The sequence below is a fragment of the Acinetobacter sp. AOR12_HL genome (assembly GCF_027855275.1).
GTDB classification, from domain to species: Bacteria; Pseudomonadota; Gammaproteobacteria; order Pseudomonadales; family Moraxellaceae; genus Acinetobacter; species Acinetobacter baumannii.
Map to the genome: position 1 here is coordinate 54,465 of NZ_JAKTIJ010000025.1, position 16,280 is coordinate 70,744.

A 16,280-nucleotide genomic window follows, 5' to 3' on the forward strand; every position below is an offset into this window, starting at 1 on the left:
TCATGCGTTTTTCATTATTCGTGCATATGGAACGTGTTTCTGATCAGCAAACTCAGAAGCAGCTTTATGATGAAATGATTGAGCTTTGTCAGATTGCAGACCGCGGCGGTATGCATGCGGTTTGGACAGGTGAGCACCACGCCATGAACTTTACCATTGCACCAAACCCATTTTTAAATCTGGTCGATTTAGCGAATAAAACCAAAAATGTTCGTTTAGGTACAGGCACGGTGGTAGCGCCATTCTGGCATCCGATTAAACTTGCAGGTGAAGCTGCAATGACCGACATTATTACCAATGGCCGTTTAGATATTGGTATTGCTCGTGGTGCTTATTCGTTTGAATATGAACGTATGGTTTCGGGCATGGATGCATGGAGTGCAGGTCAGCGTTTACGTGAAATGATTCCCGCAATTAAAAACCTTTGGAAAGGCGATTATGAGCATAACGGGGAATTTTGGCAGTTTCCAAAAACGACTTCGGCGCCTCAACCGCTTCAACAACCGCATCCACCAATTTGGGTTGCTGCCCGTGATCCAAATAGCCACGAATTTGCTGTGCAAAATGGCTGTAATGTACAGGTAACGCCTTTACATTTAGGTGACGAAGAAGTTGAAAAACTCATGGGACATTTCAATGCAGCTTGTGAAAAGTTCAGTGATGTACCGCGTCCGGAAATTATGTTGCTCCGCCATACCTATGTGGCAGATAGTGAAGAAGATGCTCAACTGGCAGCAGATGAAATCAATACCTTCTATAACTATTTCGGCGCTTGGTTTAAAAATGAGCGTGAAATTCATCAAGGTTTAATCGCACCTTTAAGTGCTGAAGAAATTGCTGCACATCCTTTTTATACACCTGAGGCGATGCGCAAAAATAACGTGATTGGACAAGCCCAAGAAGTCATTGACCGCTTAAAAGCTTATGAAGCAATGGGCTATAACGAATATTCTTTCTGGATTGATACGGGCATGAGCTTTGAACGTAAAAAAGCCTCATTAGAACGTATGATCAATGAAGTTATGCCGGCATTTGCATAGAGGCGAATATCATGACAGCAGATTTTCAGCTTTATATTAATGGTCAGTTTGAATCTGGTGCAGCGACATTTGAAAGTATTAATCCTGCAACAGGTGAAGTTTGGGCACACATGCCGGAAGCTCGAACCGATGAAGTCAACCGAGCAGTTCAAGCGGCATCTCAGGCATTAAAAGCACCGGAGTGGGCAGGTTTAACGGCCTCCCAGCGCGGTAAATTGCTCTATAAGTTGGCTGATTTAATTGAAAAAGCTGCACCGCAACTTGCCCAAATTGAAACCAGTGATACGGGCAAAATTATTCGTGAAACATCGAGCCAGATTGCCTATGTCGCTGAATATTATCGCTACTATGCAGGTATTGCCGACAAATTAGAGGGTAGTTTTCTACCGATTGATAAGGCAGACATGCAAGCATGGATTGTTCGTGAACCAGTAGGCGTGGTTGCTGCAATTGTTCCTTGGAACAGTCAGTTATTTTTATCGGCAGTAAAGGTTGGTCCAGCTTTAGCGGCAGGTTGTACCGTCGTGTTAAAAGCCTCTGAAGACGGCCCTGGACCATTATTGGCTTTTGCTAAATTGGTCCATGAAGCGGGTTTTCCGGCTGGAGTGGTCAATGTGATTACCGGTTTCGGGCCTGAATGTGGCGCCGTGTTGAGTAGTCATCCTGATGTTGCCCATGTTGCGTTTACAGGTGGTCCAGAAACGGCACGGCACATTGTGCGTAACTCGGCTGAAAATCTTGCAAAAGTTTCACTCGAATTAGGTGGCAAATCACCATTTATTGTATTTGCTGATGCAGATATTCAAAGTGCGGTAAATGCTCAGGTCGCTGCTATTTTTGCTGCTACTGGGCAAAGTTGTGTAGCAGGTTCACGCTTACTGGTTGAAGAAAGCATTAAAGATGAATTTGTTCAACGTTTAGTTGAGCGCGTACAAACTATAAAAATTGGTTTACCTCATGAAATGGCAACCGAGTTTGGACCACTTTGTACTTTACGCCAACGTCAAAAAATCGAGCAAGTCGTTGCAAGTTCAATCCAGCAAGGGGCAAAACTTCTTACTGGCGGTAAAAGCCTTGAGCGAGCAGGTTATTACTATCCACCGACCATTTTAGATTGTACCGATGCACCTCAAGCAGATTGCATTACCACAGAACTATTTGGTCCGGTGTTATCGGTAGATAGTTTCAAAGATGAAGCGGAAGCTGTGCAAAAAGCCAATAGTACGCCTTACGGGCTGGCAGCAGGCGTTTTTACCACCAATTTAAGCCGTGCGCACCGTATGACAAAAGTCATTGGGTCGGGAATTGTTTGGTTAAACACTTACCGAGCGGTTTCTCCACTTGCGCCTTTTGGTGGACATGGGCTTTCGGGACATGGGAGGGAAGGTGGCGCAAATGCAGTTCTAGATTACACCACCACCAAAACAGTTTGGTTACGTACCTCAGATGAGCCAATTGATGACCCATTTGTCATGAGATAAGTCATGACTTGAGGTATGAAAATATAACGGGATTTTAATTTCAAGGATGAAAAAATGAATCAGTCAAACTTAGCAATCGCCTAAAGCTTTAAATAGTTGAAAACGTAAAACTAGATGTATCGATGCTTAATCAAGTATTGATTGGACTGGCTTTACCTTTTTCTTGGCTAAAACAACACAAACAGAGGTATGAGCTGTTTGTAAAAGGAAATAAAAAGATGAAGCCGAGTCATATTGAAATGACTTTGGCTGGGCAGATTTTTTGATGTTGAGGAAATGAATTCCTCAAAGAGAGATTAAGGATATGAGCCAAAACGAAAATAGCAATAATGCTTTCGCTATCGAAAGTCATTCTATTGATTATGTTGCTCCCTCTGAACGTAATGGGAAAGTTCGCGATCTATTCACATTATGGTTTTGTACCAATATTGCACCGCTTGCCGTGATTACGGGTGCAATGTCAATTTTAACCTTTAACCTCAATATTGTAAGTGCATTGCTTGCGATCTGCTGCGGACATTTTTTTGGCGCAGCGATTTTAGCTTTAACCTCTGCACAAGGCCCACAGGTCGGCATTCCTCAAATGATTCAGAGCCGCGCACAGTTCGGGCGTTATGGGGCATTGCTGGTAGTACTGTTTACCACCCTCATTTATTTAGGTTTTTTCATCTCTAACATTATTTTGTCAGGCAAAACCCTTCATACCGTTGTTCCTGCTATTCCTGTGCCGACTGCGACCGTGATTGGTGCGATTGCAGCAACCACAATAGGCGTGATCGGTTACCACTTTATTCATAAGTTCAATAAAATCGGAACTTGGTTTATGGGTGGTTCGTTGCTCATTGGCCTCATGATTATGGTGCCGCATATTAATGCAGATGTACTCGCTAAAGGCTCTTTCAATATGAAAGGCTGGTTTGCCATGTTTGGTTTGTGTGCGGTATGGCAAATTAGTTTCTCGCCTTATACCTCAGACTATTCACGATATTTGCCGAAGTCGATTGGTATTTATAAGCCATTTATCTTTACCTATTTAGGCGCATCGTTAGGAACAATTTTTGCGATGGCATTTGGGACGATTGCGGTCAGTATTGGCTCAACGGCAGATGCCATGGAAGCAGTAAAGTCAGGTACTGGACTGTTCGGTTATGTTCTTATGATTTTGTTCTTATGCAATATCATTGGTCACAATGCCATGAACCTATACGGCGCGGTTCTGTCGTGTATTACCTCTATTCAGACTTTTGCAGGGCAGTGGATGCCAAGCCGAAATATCCGAGTCGTGTTATCAATCATTGTGTTAGTTCTAGCGACTTTAACGGCGCTTTGGGCATCAAGTAACTTTATTAGTTTCTTCTTGAATGTGATTTTTGCTCTGTTATTTATTTTGGTGCCATGGGTGTCTATTAATTTACTAGATTTCTATGTGGTAAATAAAAAGTCTTATGACATTCAATCCATCTTTGCACGTGATGGTGGTATTTACGGCAAATTTAATGCAAAAGCGCTTACGGCTTATTTCATTGGGATTGCGGTACAAATTCCGTTCTTAAAAAATGCGTTTTTCACAGGTGCATTGGCTGATGTAATTCCGGATGCGGATATTTCATGGGTCATTGGTTTGGTGGTGAGTCTGGTGGTGTATTACGTCTTTAATCTAGGAAAGATTAAATGTTCTGCACCTGCATTAAACGCAAAATTACCTCAATAAGCATTGTAGTGAAAGGAATCCGACAATGAAAAAAAGCTATTTACAAGTGGCTCTAAGCACAGCATTGATGGCTGTAATCTATCCGAGTTACGCAGGTGTAAGTTTTGGAAATAGCGATGGTGAATACGGCAAGCTCACCGTATCAGGCTATGTTCGCGCTAACTATCAAGATAAACACTATGGAGAGTCTGCTTCTGATCAAAAAATTCGTTTTGATGCTGCGCAGTTAAAACTGGACTACGAGCGTGGACCGTTATTTGGTCATGCGGAATATCGTTGTTATCAATATGACCATCTATGTGATTTTTCAACCTTAATTGATGGTTATGTAGGGTACAAATTAAATAAAACAGATCAGGTGGTGGCAGGTGTTCAGCCGATTCCATTTGGACCGGGACGTTTTTGGGGTAATAGCCTATATGGAAGTATGAGCACAACCGCAGGTTTAGAAGATGTTCATAATCTTGGTTTGAATTATCATTTTGAATTGCCGACAGCAACCAAGTTTGATGTGGGGTATTTTGCGGTAGATGGTGGGAACTACACAGGTTCTACCCAAGATTCAGGTCGCTACACTGCAAATTATGTGAGTTCAGACGATCCGAATAAAACCGATTTGCAAGAAAAGAACATGTGGGTAGGCCGAGTGACTCAAGATATAAATCTTGGAATTAATGGTTTAACCACACAGCTGGGTGGCTCCTATTGGACATCCGATATTGAAAATAAAACTGCTTCGAGTGATGGGCGCCGTCATGCATGGGCACTTTTTGGTAAAGCCAATTATGGCAATTTAAATGTGACCCTTACTGGCGGTAAAAATGATGTAACTAATCAGGATCAGCTTAATCCTAATCAGTCACTCATGGGGTCCTACGACACCGAATATTATGTAGCTAACAAAGGAACATTCTATACAGCAGATGTTGGTTATTCTTTCAAAAATGTTAAGCAAATCGGAAACATTACGCCGTACTTTATGTACAGCCATTACGATAAAGATCAGGACAGTATGAAAGATTCGATTCGTAATATTATTGGTGTGTCTATTGACCATAAACAGCTATCTTTGGTGGCTGAATACATCATGAGTAAAAATGACCCATTCATTGGTGGGACTCAAGATTCATTGGCAAAAGGGGATGATAACCAGTGGAATAAGTTGCTTAACTTAACGCTGTTTTATTATTTCTAAAGACATTTAAACATTCGGGCATACCGAAAATTTTTTTAAATTAATTTTTGGTATGCCATAATACAAAGTTGATGGTGAGCTATTTAATTTATGTATCGCTCGACTATCAATGCAGAAGATCTCAACAGGATAATGATCATGCAGCTTAATGAACTCGCTTTATTTCGTCAGCAAGCTTTTGTTGCTGGAAAGTGGTGCGATGCAGACCATCAACAAACATCCGAAATTTTAAATCCAGCGACATTAGAGGTTATTGGTACTGTCCCAAATATGGGCAAGGCTGAAGCCGAGCGTGCCATTGAAGCTGCCAAAGAAGCTTGGCCGCTATGGAAAAATAAAACAGCAAAAGATCGATCAATTATTTTAAAAAAATGGTTCGATTTAATCATTTCAAATGCAGATGAATTGGCTTTTATTTTAACGAGTGAGCAAGGAAAGCCCTTAGCTGAAGCCAAGGGTGAAATTTTATATGCTGCCAGTTTTATTGAATGGTTTGCCGAAGAAGCAAAACGAGTGTATGGAGATATTATTCCAAGCCCATATCCAGATGCTCGTATTGTTGTAAATAAACAGCCTATTGGCGTCATTGCAGCTATTACGCCGTGGAATTTTCCCGCTGCTATGATTACGCGTAAGGTTGCTCCAGCCTTGGCGGCAGGTTGTCCTTGTATTGTAAAACCAGCACCAGAAACGCCTTTTACTGCTTTGGCCTTAGTGGACTTAGCTGTGCAAGCGGGCGTGCCTGCTGAAATTTTTAGTGTGATTACAGGTGATGCAGTTCATATTGGTGATGCAATTTTTGAAAGTGATGTCGTACGCAAATTTACTTTTACGGGTTCAACACCAGTTGGCAAAATGTTGCTTGAGCGTTCAGCAAAAACCTTAAAAAAAGTTTCATTAGAGTTGGGTGGTAATGCGCCGTTTATTGTATTTGATGATGCCGATTTAGATGCAGCAATTGAGGGAGCACTCATCGCCAAATTTAGAAATGCAGGGCAAACCTGTGTCTGCGTCAATCGATTCTTAGTGCAGGCGGGTATTTATGAAAAATTTATTGCTGCCTTAAGCCAAAAAATCCAAAACTTTAATATTGGTAATGGATTAGAAGCTGGGCATGACATTGGGCCATTAATTAATGCCAATGCGGTGAAAAAAGTTGAAGCTCATATTCAAGATGCATTAGATAAAAATGGTCGTCTTGTGATTGGTGGTAAAAGGCATACTGCGGGTGAATTATTTTTTGAACCGACACTAATTGCAGATGTTACCGCTGATATGGATGTGGCAACCCAAGAAACGTTTGGTCCGCTAGCAGCTGTATTTAAATTTGAAACCGAGCAACAAGCAGTTGAAATGGCAAATGCAACTGAATTTGGTTTAGCCGCATATTGTTATACCAAAGATTTAGGCCGTGCTTGGCGAATGAGTGAACAGCTTGAGTATGGCATGGTCGGAATTAATAAAGGCCTTATTTCAAATGAAGTTGCGCCTTTTGGTGGAATTAAACAGTCTGGTTTGGGGCGTGAAGGTTCTAAATACGGTATTGAAGATTATCTGGAAATTAAATACACCTTGTTTGGAGGATTGAATATATGAGTAATGAAAAATTTGAAAAGGGTTTAGCAATCCGCAAACAAGTTCTTGGTGAAGAATATGTAAATAATTCAATCAACAATGCCGATGAATTTAGCCTTCCTCTTCAAGAATTAGTCACTGAATATTGCTGGGGAGCTGTTTGGGGGCGTGAAGAGTTAAGTAAGCCTGAGCGCAGTTTAATTAACTTGGCAATGATCTCAGCTTTAAATCGTCCGCATGAATTAAAACTACATGTTAAAGGTGCACTTCGAAATGGTGTACCTAAAGAGAAAATTCGTGAAGTGCTTTTGCAGGTTGCAATTTACTGTGGCGTCCCTGCTGCTGTAGATAGCTTTCGAATTGCTAAAGAGGCAATTAAAGAATTTGAATCTGAGCAATAAACGTTGCCTTTAAATAATTAAAAAAGGCCTTGTTCAAGTGGACGAGGCCTTATTTATTTTAAGCTTGTTTGTTAAGTTTAGAGGGTAAATGCTGCGCCAAATAATCAATTGCAAGGCGGGTTTTTAGTGGCATAAAAGGCAGTGTAGGCCATACCAAATGAATCGGAAAAGCAATGCTAGACATGGTGTCTAACACTTGTACCAGCTTACCGTCCTGTAATTCATTTTGACTGAGCCAGTCGGGTAGCCAAGCGATACCAGCTCCAGCAAGCGCTGCATTTTTAATAGCTTGTAGATCATTTAAAAGAAGTTTTGCTTTCGGTTTAATAAATAAAGGCTCGTCATTTTCCTTTTGAAGTCGCCATTTCTGCATTTGACCAAAATGCGGATCGGCAATCGTGGCGTGATGCTCTAAGTCTTCAATATGTTCTAAAGGACCTGTTTTATTTAAATAGTCAGGTGAGGCACAAAGTAGCATTCGATGCTCACCAATCGGTTTGGCAACGAGCTGAGTGGTGTCAGGCAATGCCCCGATTCTTATACATAAATCAAAACCTTCTTCGATCAAGTCTACATTTCGGTCATTAAATGAAATTTCTAACTGTAAGTCCGAATGGTGCTGAGCAAATTTAACCATGAGCGGGGCAGCAAAAAGTTGCCCGAACAGAACTGGCACAGACATTCTTAATCGGCCTGTTGCGTTAATTTTGCCTTGGTCTAATAAAGCCGCCGCATTTTGTATTTCACTTAACGCTCGACGGCTATGTTCATAAAACAAAGCGCCTTCGTCAGTCATGCTCAGTGAACGTGTTGTTCTTTTAAATAGAGCCACACCAAGCTGTTCTTCCAGCCGAGCAATATTTTTACTTATAGCTGAGCGAGTTAAATGCAATTGCTCGGCAGCTTTAACAAAACTTCCAGCTTCAGCCACAGTCACAAATATAGAAATTGCACTTAGCTCATGTTGCATGATTGTTGCCTAAAAGGAACCAATATAAAGAAATAATATCATCACTGTTGAATTTATTGTGGAGTTAATATGGCTTCATCAAAAACGTGGAGACAGTCATGGCTAAAATATTGGTATTAAAATCCAGCATTATGGGTGAGGGTTCACAAACCAATCGTCTAATCGATGTAATGCTTGAACACCGTAAAGACCAAGGTTTGCAAGATGACATTACCATACGCAATTTAGCTGAAATGAACTTGCCTGTATTAGATTTAGAAATCTTTCAGGCGCTTCGTGGGGCTGAAAATGTAAATCAAGACATTCAACGAATCGTTGCTTTGTCTGATGAATTAATTGCTGAATTAAAAAGCGCTGATTTATTGGTCATTGGCGCACCCATGTACAACTTAAATGTCCCGACTCAACTTAAAAACTGGTTTGATTTGGTGGCACGAGCAAGACAAACATTCCGCTACACCGAAACTTATCCTCAAGGTTTGGTTGAAGGCGTAAAAGCGGTGGTGGTAAGTAGTCGGGGTGGTATTCATGTCGGCCAAGAAACTGAGGCAGTCACGCCTTATCTCAAAGCAGTGTTAGGGCTAATGGGCATTCATGACGTCGATTTTATCTATGCAGAAGGCTTAGACATGCAGGCCTATCGCAGCAATGCTTTAGATTTGGCAAGCCAGCAAGTTAAAGAATTCGCTATTTAAAATTATGAGTTAAAACTCTTGTACCTCTAATTGATGACAAGAGTTTCTAAGTCTATTTAAATTACATTTCTAAGTTCATTTGCCGTGTTGCGTAGCAATGGCAAAATTTGCTGAACCAAATAATCTTCTTGTATGCGGTTGGTTTGAGACATGCAGTTAAGTGCTGCCACTGCTTGACCTTGTGCATTAAAAACGGGCACGGCAATCGCAATTACACCAAGTTCATGTTCTTCTTTAGAAAGACAATAATCCGATAACGAAATACCCTTAAGCACTTCAAAAAACTTTGACTCATCTACTATGGTAAAAGGCGTTAAGCGTTTTAAACCGTAATTTTTTACCCACGTATGTTGGGCTTCTTCAGGTAGTGCTGCCAGCAATACTTTACCCGTGGAAGTGGCATGGGCAGGGAGACGGTTTCCTAAATGCATGCCATAAGGGCTAACGCGCAAATTATCTTGCTGTGGTAAATAACTACGGGCAATCGGCACCACTTCGTTATCGTCTAACACCACAATCGAAAAAGTCAGCGACGTCTGCGCGCACAAAAGATTTAAAAATGATTGAGCAACTTTAGGCAGGTGGGCAGAGCTTAGATAAGAACTCGAAAAGCGCAGCACGCGATGAGTGAGCCAAAAGTAATGTTCATCGGTTTCTAAATAGCCTAAGTATTTTAAAGTTTTTAGGTAACGCCTTGCCGCTGTACGACTAATACCTGTTCGTTCTGCCACTTGAGTGACATTAAGCCGCTGGCGATCTGTTCCAAAAGCTTCCAATAAAGCCAAGCCTTTTGCTAATCCTGCAATGTAGTCATCTTGACGAATTTTCTCATGCGAGTTCGGGTGCTCTAGAAAAGCATCGAGAGAAGGCATCCTTTCATTCCTGTTATTTTGGTTGTTTCTGTCCGCTATTCGGACAAACTAAATGATAAACGGTTATTTTCGTCTTGAATACATAGTGAACAAAACTTAAAGCCAGTAATTTAAAAGTCAGGATGAAACAAGGATGAAGTTATGGATATTTTAAAGACACAGGTTGCAATTATTGGTTCTGGACCAGCAGGGTTATTGCTTGGGCAACTTCTATATAAAGCTGGAATTGATCATATTATTGTTGAGCAACGTAGTGCTGAATATGTGGCTTCACGGATTCGCGCAGGAATTTTAGAGCAAGTTTCAGTCGACTTACTAAAACAAGCAGGCGTTGACCAAAACTTAAAAGAAAAAGGATTACCGCATTCAGGCATCGAAATCTTAACCAATGGTGAATTGCATCGAGTTGATTTGGCTGCACTCACAGGTGGTAAACAAGTGACTGTATATGGTCAGACCGAAGTCACTAAAGATTTAATGGCTGCGCGTGAAGCAGAGCAGCTCACTTCATATTATGAAGCTCACAATGTACAAGTGAAAGATTTCTACACTGCACCAAAAGTTGAGTTTGAGTACCAAGGTAAAGCCTTTCAAATTCAGTGTGACTTTATAGCAGGTTGTGATGGCTATCATGGTGTCTGCCGTGCCAGTGTGCCTGAAGATAAAATTAAGACCTTTGAAAAAGTTTATCCGTTTGGCTGGTTAGGGGTGTTGGCCGATGTGCCACCTGTAGCTGATGAACTCATTTACGTACAGTCAGAGCGGGGATTTGCTTTATGTAGTATGCGCTCAGAAACACGTAGCCGTTATTATTTACAAGTCCCTTTAACAGATCACGTCGAAGACTGGTCGGATGAAAAGTTTTGGGATGAGTTAAAAAACCGCCTAGATCCTGAAAGCCGCGAAAAGCTAGTGACAGGACCTTCTATTGAAAAAAGTATCGCGCCGTTACGTAGCTTTGTGACCGAGCCAATGCGTTTCGGAAAACTATTTTTAGCAGGTGATGCTGCGCATATTGTTCCACCGACTGGAGCAAAAGGCTTAAATCTCGCTGCATCTGATATTGCTTATTTATCAAGTGCGCTTGTTGAATATTATGTCGAAGGTTCCGAGCAAGGTATAAATGAATACTCAGAGAAATGCCTACAACGCGTATGGAAAGCAGAGCGTTTTTCTTGGTGGATGACTCATTTATTGCATCGTTTTGAAACTGAAAGTGAGTTTGACCATAAGATTAAACAAGCCGAGTTGAGTTATGTACTTGGCTCGATTGCAGGTAAAACAACCTTAGCTGAAAACTATGTCGGATTGCCTTATGAAATTAAGCAAATTGATAGTTTTAAGCACGCAAGCTAAAGACTAAGTAAAAATAAAAAGGGCATGAAAATGCTCTTTTTTATAGAAAAATTTAAGTGGGCCGTACTAGCTTAAGAGATTGTTTTGCTTAAAAGATCAGCATTAATAAAAGCTTTTGTCATATTTTTTCAGTATATTGCTATTAATTTCTTTATTTATAAATTCTAAGTTTGTATGGAACAGGACCAAGCACGCATACCTAAATATATTCCTATTCGCGATGCAATTGCCCATGATATTGAATCTGGCGTATTAGAAGCCCACGCAAAACTCCCTTCGGAAAGAGTACTTTCTGAACAATTCCAAACCACACGAGTGGCTGCACGTGAAGCTTTACTGGCTTTGGAAACTGATGGCCTGATTTATCGTTTAGACCGCCGTGGTTGGTATGTTCGTTCTCCTCGTATTATTTATCACCCACAATCGACTAAAAACTTTAATCAGTTTGTGATTGAACAAGGCTATGAACCTTCGACAGAAGTGATTTCGAGTGAACTGACTCAGGCCACTTCTTGGGATGCCAAGCATTTAAAAGTTGAAAAAGACCATCCGATTTATTCAGTTTGGCGACGTCGTTGTATTAATGGACGACCTGTTTTGGTTGAACATTTACGTGTGAATGCCGAGCTTTTTCCGGAGTTTTTAACTCATGATCTTAAGCAATCCATTACTTTACTGATGGCAAATCAATATAACTGCCATATCACCAGAGCTGACATTAACCTCTATCCAACGGCTTTATCGGAACAGCAGGCCAAAGCACTGCATGTCAATGTGGGCGCACTCGGTTTATATATTTGCCGTAGTAATAGAAATGAAGAGGGCGTGATTACCGATGTTGACCAAGAATATTGGCTACATGATGTTTTAGATTTACATTTCGAAGCGCGAGCATAAAAATGCAATCTGGTTTAAACCAGATTAATTAAACTGTCATATAAAGCTGTTGAAATACCATCATCAAATAATTGCATTCGATGGTTTGCAGATGAAACAGTATGTTCAACAGACAATTAAACTCGGCACTGCATCAATTTTAGGTGTAGTAGTTACTATTCAAATGGGATGTTCATCAGCAACATCAAAACAATCAGAAGAAATTACAGTCTATACGGCAGTGGAAGCCGACCAGCTTAAACAATACCAAGAAGAATTACACAAAGCCTATCCAGAACTCAAAGTAAAATGGGTACGTGATTCAACTGGTGTAATCACCGCTAAACTTTTGGCAGAGCAGAAAAACCCACAAGCGGACGTGGTTTTTGGTGTGGCTTTAACCAGTTTGCTGGTCATGGAAAAGAAAGACATGCTTGAGCCTTTTAAACCTGAAGGTATTCAAAATTTAAAACCAGAATTTGTGAGCCAAAAACCTGTACCGACTTGGACGGGTATGGATGCATGGGAATCTGCAATTTGTGTCAATAAAGTCGAATTAGAAAAGCGTAAGTTACCAATTCCAAAAACTTGGAAAGATTTAACCAACCCGATTTATAAAAACTTGATTGTGATGCCAAACCCAGCTTCGAGTGGCACAGGCTATTTAGATGTCACGGCTTGGATGCAGATTTGGGGCGAAAAGCAGGCATGGGACTATATGCAAGCTTTAGATAAAAACATTTCCCAATATCCTCATTCGGGTTCAAAACCTTGCAAGATGGCTGCACAGGGCGAAATCCCAATTGGTGTTTCTTTCGGCTATCCGGCATTTAAATTAAAAGCAGAGGGTGCGCCTTTAGAAGTGGTTTATCCAACTGAAGGTTTAGGCTGGGAAATGGAAGCCTCAGCAATTGTGAAAGGAACCAAGAAATTAAGTAGCGCACAGAAATTTATAAACTGGTCGGTAAGCAAAGCGGCAAATGAAGCCTATGCCCATAACTTTTCAATGGTAGCTTATAAAGGCATTGAAAATACCACTATGGACTTCCCGAAAAACCTTCCCCAAATGCTCGTAAAAAATGATTTTTATTGGGCGGCCGAGCAACGTGAACGTATTTTGGCTGAATGGTCAAAGCGTTTTGAAAAGTGATCTTTGGGATAAGGGCCTCATTATGCAAATACCTTCGTCATTGCAGTCATCGCTGCTAGGTCAAAACCAAAAGGCCGAGTTAGCAGGGCATTTATTGTCGACCTTAACGACCTATAAATATCCTGAACATGGCCCTTCGGTTTTAGAAGTAGTAGATATTCAAAAAAAGTTCCAACACTTTCAGGCCCTAGCGCATATTAATTTAGACCTGAAAGCGGGCGAGTTCGTGAGCTTTTTGGGGCCGTCTGGATGCGGTAAAACTACATTGCTACGCATCATTGCGGGTTTAGAAAAACCTGATTATGGAAAGGTTATAAAAAAGCGCGTAGACATTACGTTGCTCAGTGCTGAAAAGCGTCACTGTGGCATTGTGTTTCAGAACTATGCGTTATTTCCAAACTTAAACGTTGAAGAAAATATTACTTTTGGCTTAGATAAAAAGAAATGGGATAAGGCACAGCGTAGCCAAAGGGTTCAACAGTTATTAGAACTGATTGAGTTACCTGATATTGCCAAAAAATATCCTAACCAATTGTCAGGCGGGCAGCAGCAACGTGTTGCGCTTGCTCGGGCAATTGCACCGAATCCAGATATTTTACTATTGGACGAACCTCTTTCAGCACTCGATGCTCAGGTGCGTCTAAAGCTAAGACAAAAGATCCGTTCGATTCAATCGCAGCTTAACTTGCCAACGATTATGGTCACACATGACCAAGAAGAAGCATTAAGCATTTCTGACCGTGTTGTAGTCATGAATCATGGTGTCATTGAGCAAATTGATACGCCGCACAATATTTACTACAAGCCACAAACCCAATTCGTTGCCAAGTTTATTGGCACCATGAATTTTTTAAAAGCCACTTGCGCTGTACCGAATCAGCTCGAGGTTTTAGGTTTTATTCCTCTAAATTTGGAGCAACAAAAACTTAAAGCAGGGGAAAATTACAGTATTGGTTTTAGACCCGAAGCTGTCGAGTTGGTTGATGATTTCGGTAGTGATAAAGAGTCGTTGTATTTGCCGGTTAAAGTATTAAGCAGTGAATTTTTAGGTGCCAAGCGTCGTTTATTTTGCGCTATTCATATCGATGGAATTGAGCAGGAAAAACACCTTTTGCAAATTGAAATTGAAAATACCAAGTTCAAAACTTTGCAAGAACTGATGTTTATAAAAGTGCCTAATCAACGCATTCATGTCTTTGACGAACACGGGTACGCACTATGTTAAATGAAGCTGCTTCAGCGGTTTTAAAAACACAGCCGCGTCGAAAAACTGAATATTCATTAAGATCAAATATTACTTTGGCTATGGTCGCAATCGCTTTGACTTTAGCGATTATTGCTCCATTGGTCATGCTGTTTGAAACTGCATTTTTTGATGAAAATCAAAATTTTGTTGGTTTTGAAAATTTTTATAATTATTTTGCAAGCCCAGCTTTACTCAGTTCTATATTTAACTCGGTGGGGGTTGCTTGTGCTGCTACTGTCATTACAGTATTTCTTGCCAGTATTTATGCTTTTGCTCTCACCAATGTGAATATAAAAGGCAAAGGCTTCTTTAAACTGGTGGCTTTTTTACCGATTTTAGCGCCGTCACTTTTGCCTTCTTTGGCATTGGTTTATTTGTTTGGTAAGCAAGGTGTGTTTAAACCTTTGCTGGGCGATATACAAATTTATGGTCCAATCGGTATTTTAATCAGTTACTGCTTTTGGCTATTTCCAGCAATTTTAATGTTGATGATGGTGTCTTTTCGCAGTGTCGATCAGCGTTTAATTGAAGCGTCTTTGTCGCTGGGTAAAAACATCTGGAAGACGCATTACCACGTCACACTACCTGCAATTCGGTATGGACTCATCAGCGCAAGTCTAGTGGCTTTTATTTATGTGCTGACCGATTTCGGAATTCCGAAAGTCATTGGCGGTTCATTTAACATGATGGCGCTTGATGTCTATAAGCAGATTATTGGGCAGCAAAACATGAGTATGGGTGCGGTGATTTCCATCTTGTTATTGTTACCCGCAGTTTTTGTTTTTATTTTCGATCGTATACAAAGCAAACGTCATGCACGTTTTCAAGCCTTTCAGGCTAAACCTTATGTCTCTGCGCGTAATAAAAAGCTTGAAGTCGTTCTGAGCTTATTTTGTGGTTTGGTTTCAGCTGCGATTTTACTGATTATCTTTACGGCAGTGCTCGCATCTTTTATTCAGTCTTGGCCTTATGATTTGTCTTTGACCTTAGCACATTACAGTTTTGAATATGTCGATGGTGGCGGTTGGGCAGCGTACTTTAACTCGATTCGCATGGCACTCTTTAGTACTGTTTTTGGAACAGCACTCATTTTTATGGTAGCGCTATTAACCGAACGTTTTAAGGCACATCCATTCATTAAAAACTATGTGCAAGCTTTGGTTTTATTACCTCTTGCTGTGCCGGGGCTGGTCTTGGGTATAGCCTATATTTTGTTTTTTAACCAGCAGAGTAATCCGTTAAATGTGCTGTATGGAACCATGACCATTTTGGTGATTTCAACCATTGTGCATTATTACACCGTGCCACATCTGACTTTAACCAATGCGATTAAACAAATTCCGCTACAGCTCGACCAAGCAGCACAAACTTTAGGAACATCGAAGTGGAAAACCTTTTGGAAAGTGTATTTGCCCATGTGTTTTCCAGCGCTATGCGATGTATCGGTCTATATTTTTGTCAATGCCATGACGACTGTATCGGCTGCCATTTTCCTCTATTCACCAGACACCAGTTTAGCTGCGGTAGCTGTTTTAAATATGGATGATGCGGGAGACACGGTTGCCGCTGTTGCGATGAGCATTCTCATTTTAACCACCTCATGTGTTGTAAAACTCATTCACTGGTTATTTACTAGAAAAATTATGGCAAGAAGTCAGCAATGGCGTGAAAGTTCTCACTAAGTTTTAGCTAAACACAATTTTTATTTAACC

At 40.8% G+C, this 16,280-nt stretch carries 15 protein-coding genes; 13 read left to right on the forward strand and 2 right to left on the reverse strand.

The window, feature by feature from the left end; genetic code table 11:
- Positions 1 to 2 precede the first annotated feature (2 nt).
- The 7 genes from tgnB to MKL36_RS12935 all read left to right on the forward strand — a co-directional run bounded on the left by tgnB (position 3) and on the right by MKL36_RS12935 (position 7,403).
- On the forward strand, positions 3 to 1,040 hold the full coding sequence (gene tgnB, locus MKL36_RS12905) for a flavin-dependent trigonelline monooxygenase oxygenase component (protein ID WP_021510304.1): 1,038 nt from the start codon (positions 3 to 5) through the stop codon (positions 1,038 to 1,040).
- 11 nt (positions 1,041 to 1,051) lie between these two features.
- Positions 1,052 to 2,521, forward strand: coding sequence for a (Z)-2-((N-methylformamido)methylene)-5-hydroxybutyrolactone dehydrogenase (tgnC, locus tag MKL36_RS12910; protein WP_000123061.1), 1,470 nt, complete (start codon positions 1,052 to 1,054; stop codon positions 2,519 to 2,521).
- 122 nt (positions 2,522 to 2,643) lie between these two features.
- Positions 2,644 to 2,787, forward strand: coding sequence for a hypothetical protein (locus MKL36_RS12915; RefSeq protein ID WP_000934372.1), 144 nt, complete (start codon positions 2,644 to 2,646; stop codon positions 2,785 to 2,787).
- Positions 2,788 to 2,825: 38 nt separating this feature from the next.
- Complete coding sequence (locus MKL36_RS12920) at positions 2,826 to 4,232, forward strand: purine-cytosine permease family protein (protein WP_000081159.1); 1,407 nt, start codon at positions 2,826 to 2,828, stop codon at positions 4,230 to 4,232.
- A gap of 25 nt (positions 4,233 to 4,257) precedes the next feature.
- Complete coding sequence (locus MKL36_RS12925; protein WP_021510305.1) at positions 4,258 to 5,427, forward strand: hypothetical protein; 1,170 nt, start codon at positions 4,258 to 4,260, stop codon at positions 5,425 to 5,427.
- A 138-nt stretch (positions 5,428 to 5,565) separates the two neighbouring features.
- Positions 5,566 to 7,023, forward strand: a complete 1,458-nt coding sequence (locus MKL36_RS12930; protein ID WP_021510306.1) for an NAD-dependent succinate-semialdehyde dehydrogenase — start codon at positions 5,566 to 5,568, stop codon at positions 7,021 to 7,023.
- Positions 7,020 to 7,403, forward strand: a complete 384-nt coding sequence (locus MKL36_RS12935) for a carboxymuconolactone decarboxylase family protein (protein WP_021510307.1) — start codon at positions 7,020 to 7,022, stop codon at positions 7,401 to 7,403. The genes MKL36_RS12930 and MKL36_RS12935 overlap by 4 nt, the downstream gene beginning before the upstream one ends.
- Positions 7,404 to 7,461: 58 nt before the next feature.
- On the opposite strand, the gene MKL36_RS12940 is transcribed toward MKL36_RS12935, so the two are convergent.
- Entirely contained in the window at positions 7,462 to 8,373 is a 912-nt protein-coding gene (locus MKL36_RS12940; protein WP_021510308.1) for a LysR family transcriptional regulator, read from the reverse strand.
- 98 nt (positions 8,374 to 8,471) lie between these two features.
- Between MKL36_RS12940 and MKL36_RS12945 the strand changes: the two genes are divergently transcribed.
- Positions 8,472 to 9,068, forward strand: a complete 597-nt coding sequence (locus tag MKL36_RS12945; RefSeq protein WP_001062882.1) for an NAD(P)H-dependent oxidoreductase — start codon at positions 8,472 to 8,474, stop codon at positions 9,066 to 9,068.
- Positions 9,069 to 9,124: 56 nt separating this feature from the next.
- On the opposite strand, the gene pobR is transcribed toward MKL36_RS12945, so the two are convergent.
- The gene (pobR, locus tag MKL36_RS12950; protein ID WP_001139492.1) at positions 9,125 to 9,940 is read right to left on the reverse strand and encodes an IclR family transcriptional regulator PobR; all 816 of its coding nucleotides are present in this window, start codon (positions 9,938 to 9,940) and stop codon (positions 9,125 to 9,127) included.
- A 141-nt stretch (positions 9,941 to 10,081) separates the two neighbouring features.
- Here pobR and pobA point away from each other — a divergent pair, with 141 nt between their 5' ends.
- The 5 genes from pobA (at position 10,082) to MKL36_RS12975 (ending at position 16,250) form a co-directional block, all read left to right on the forward strand.
- The gene (gene pobA, locus MKL36_RS12955) at positions 10,082 to 11,296 is read left to right on the forward strand and encodes a 4-hydroxybenzoate 3-monooxygenase (protein WP_021510309.1); all 1,215 of its coding nucleotides are present in this window, start codon (positions 10,082 to 10,084) and stop codon (positions 11,294 to 11,296) included.
- A gap of 174 nt (positions 11,297 to 11,470) precedes the next feature.
- On the forward strand, positions 11,471 to 12,193 hold the full coding sequence (locus tag MKL36_RS12960) for a UTRA domain-containing protein (protein WP_021510310.1): 723 nt from the start codon (positions 11,471 to 11,473) through the stop codon (positions 12,191 to 12,193).
- A gap of 91 nt (positions 12,194 to 12,284) precedes the next feature.
- Positions 12,285 to 13,322 (forward strand): putative 2-aminoethylphosphonate ABC transporter substrate-binding protein, encoded by a 1,038-nt coding sequence (locus MKL36_RS12965; protein WP_017816167.1) that lies wholly within the window; start codon positions 12,285 to 12,287, stop codon positions 13,320 to 13,322.
- Positions 13,323 to 13,344: 22 nt separating this feature from the next.
- Positions 13,345 to 14,547 (forward strand): ABC transporter ATP-binding protein, encoded by a 1,203-nt coding sequence (locus MKL36_RS12970; RefSeq protein WP_086374143.1) that lies wholly within the window; start codon positions 13,345 to 13,347, stop codon positions 14,545 to 14,547.
- On the forward strand, positions 14,541 to 16,250 hold the full coding sequence (locus tag MKL36_RS12975) for a putative 2-aminoethylphosphonate ABC transporter permease subunit (RefSeq protein WP_021510312.1): 1,710 nt from the start codon (positions 14,541 to 14,543) through the stop codon (positions 16,248 to 16,250). Before MKL36_RS12970 ends, MKL36_RS12975 begins: the two co-directional genes overlap by 7 nt.
- Positions 16,251 to 16,280: the final 30 nt, after the last annotated feature.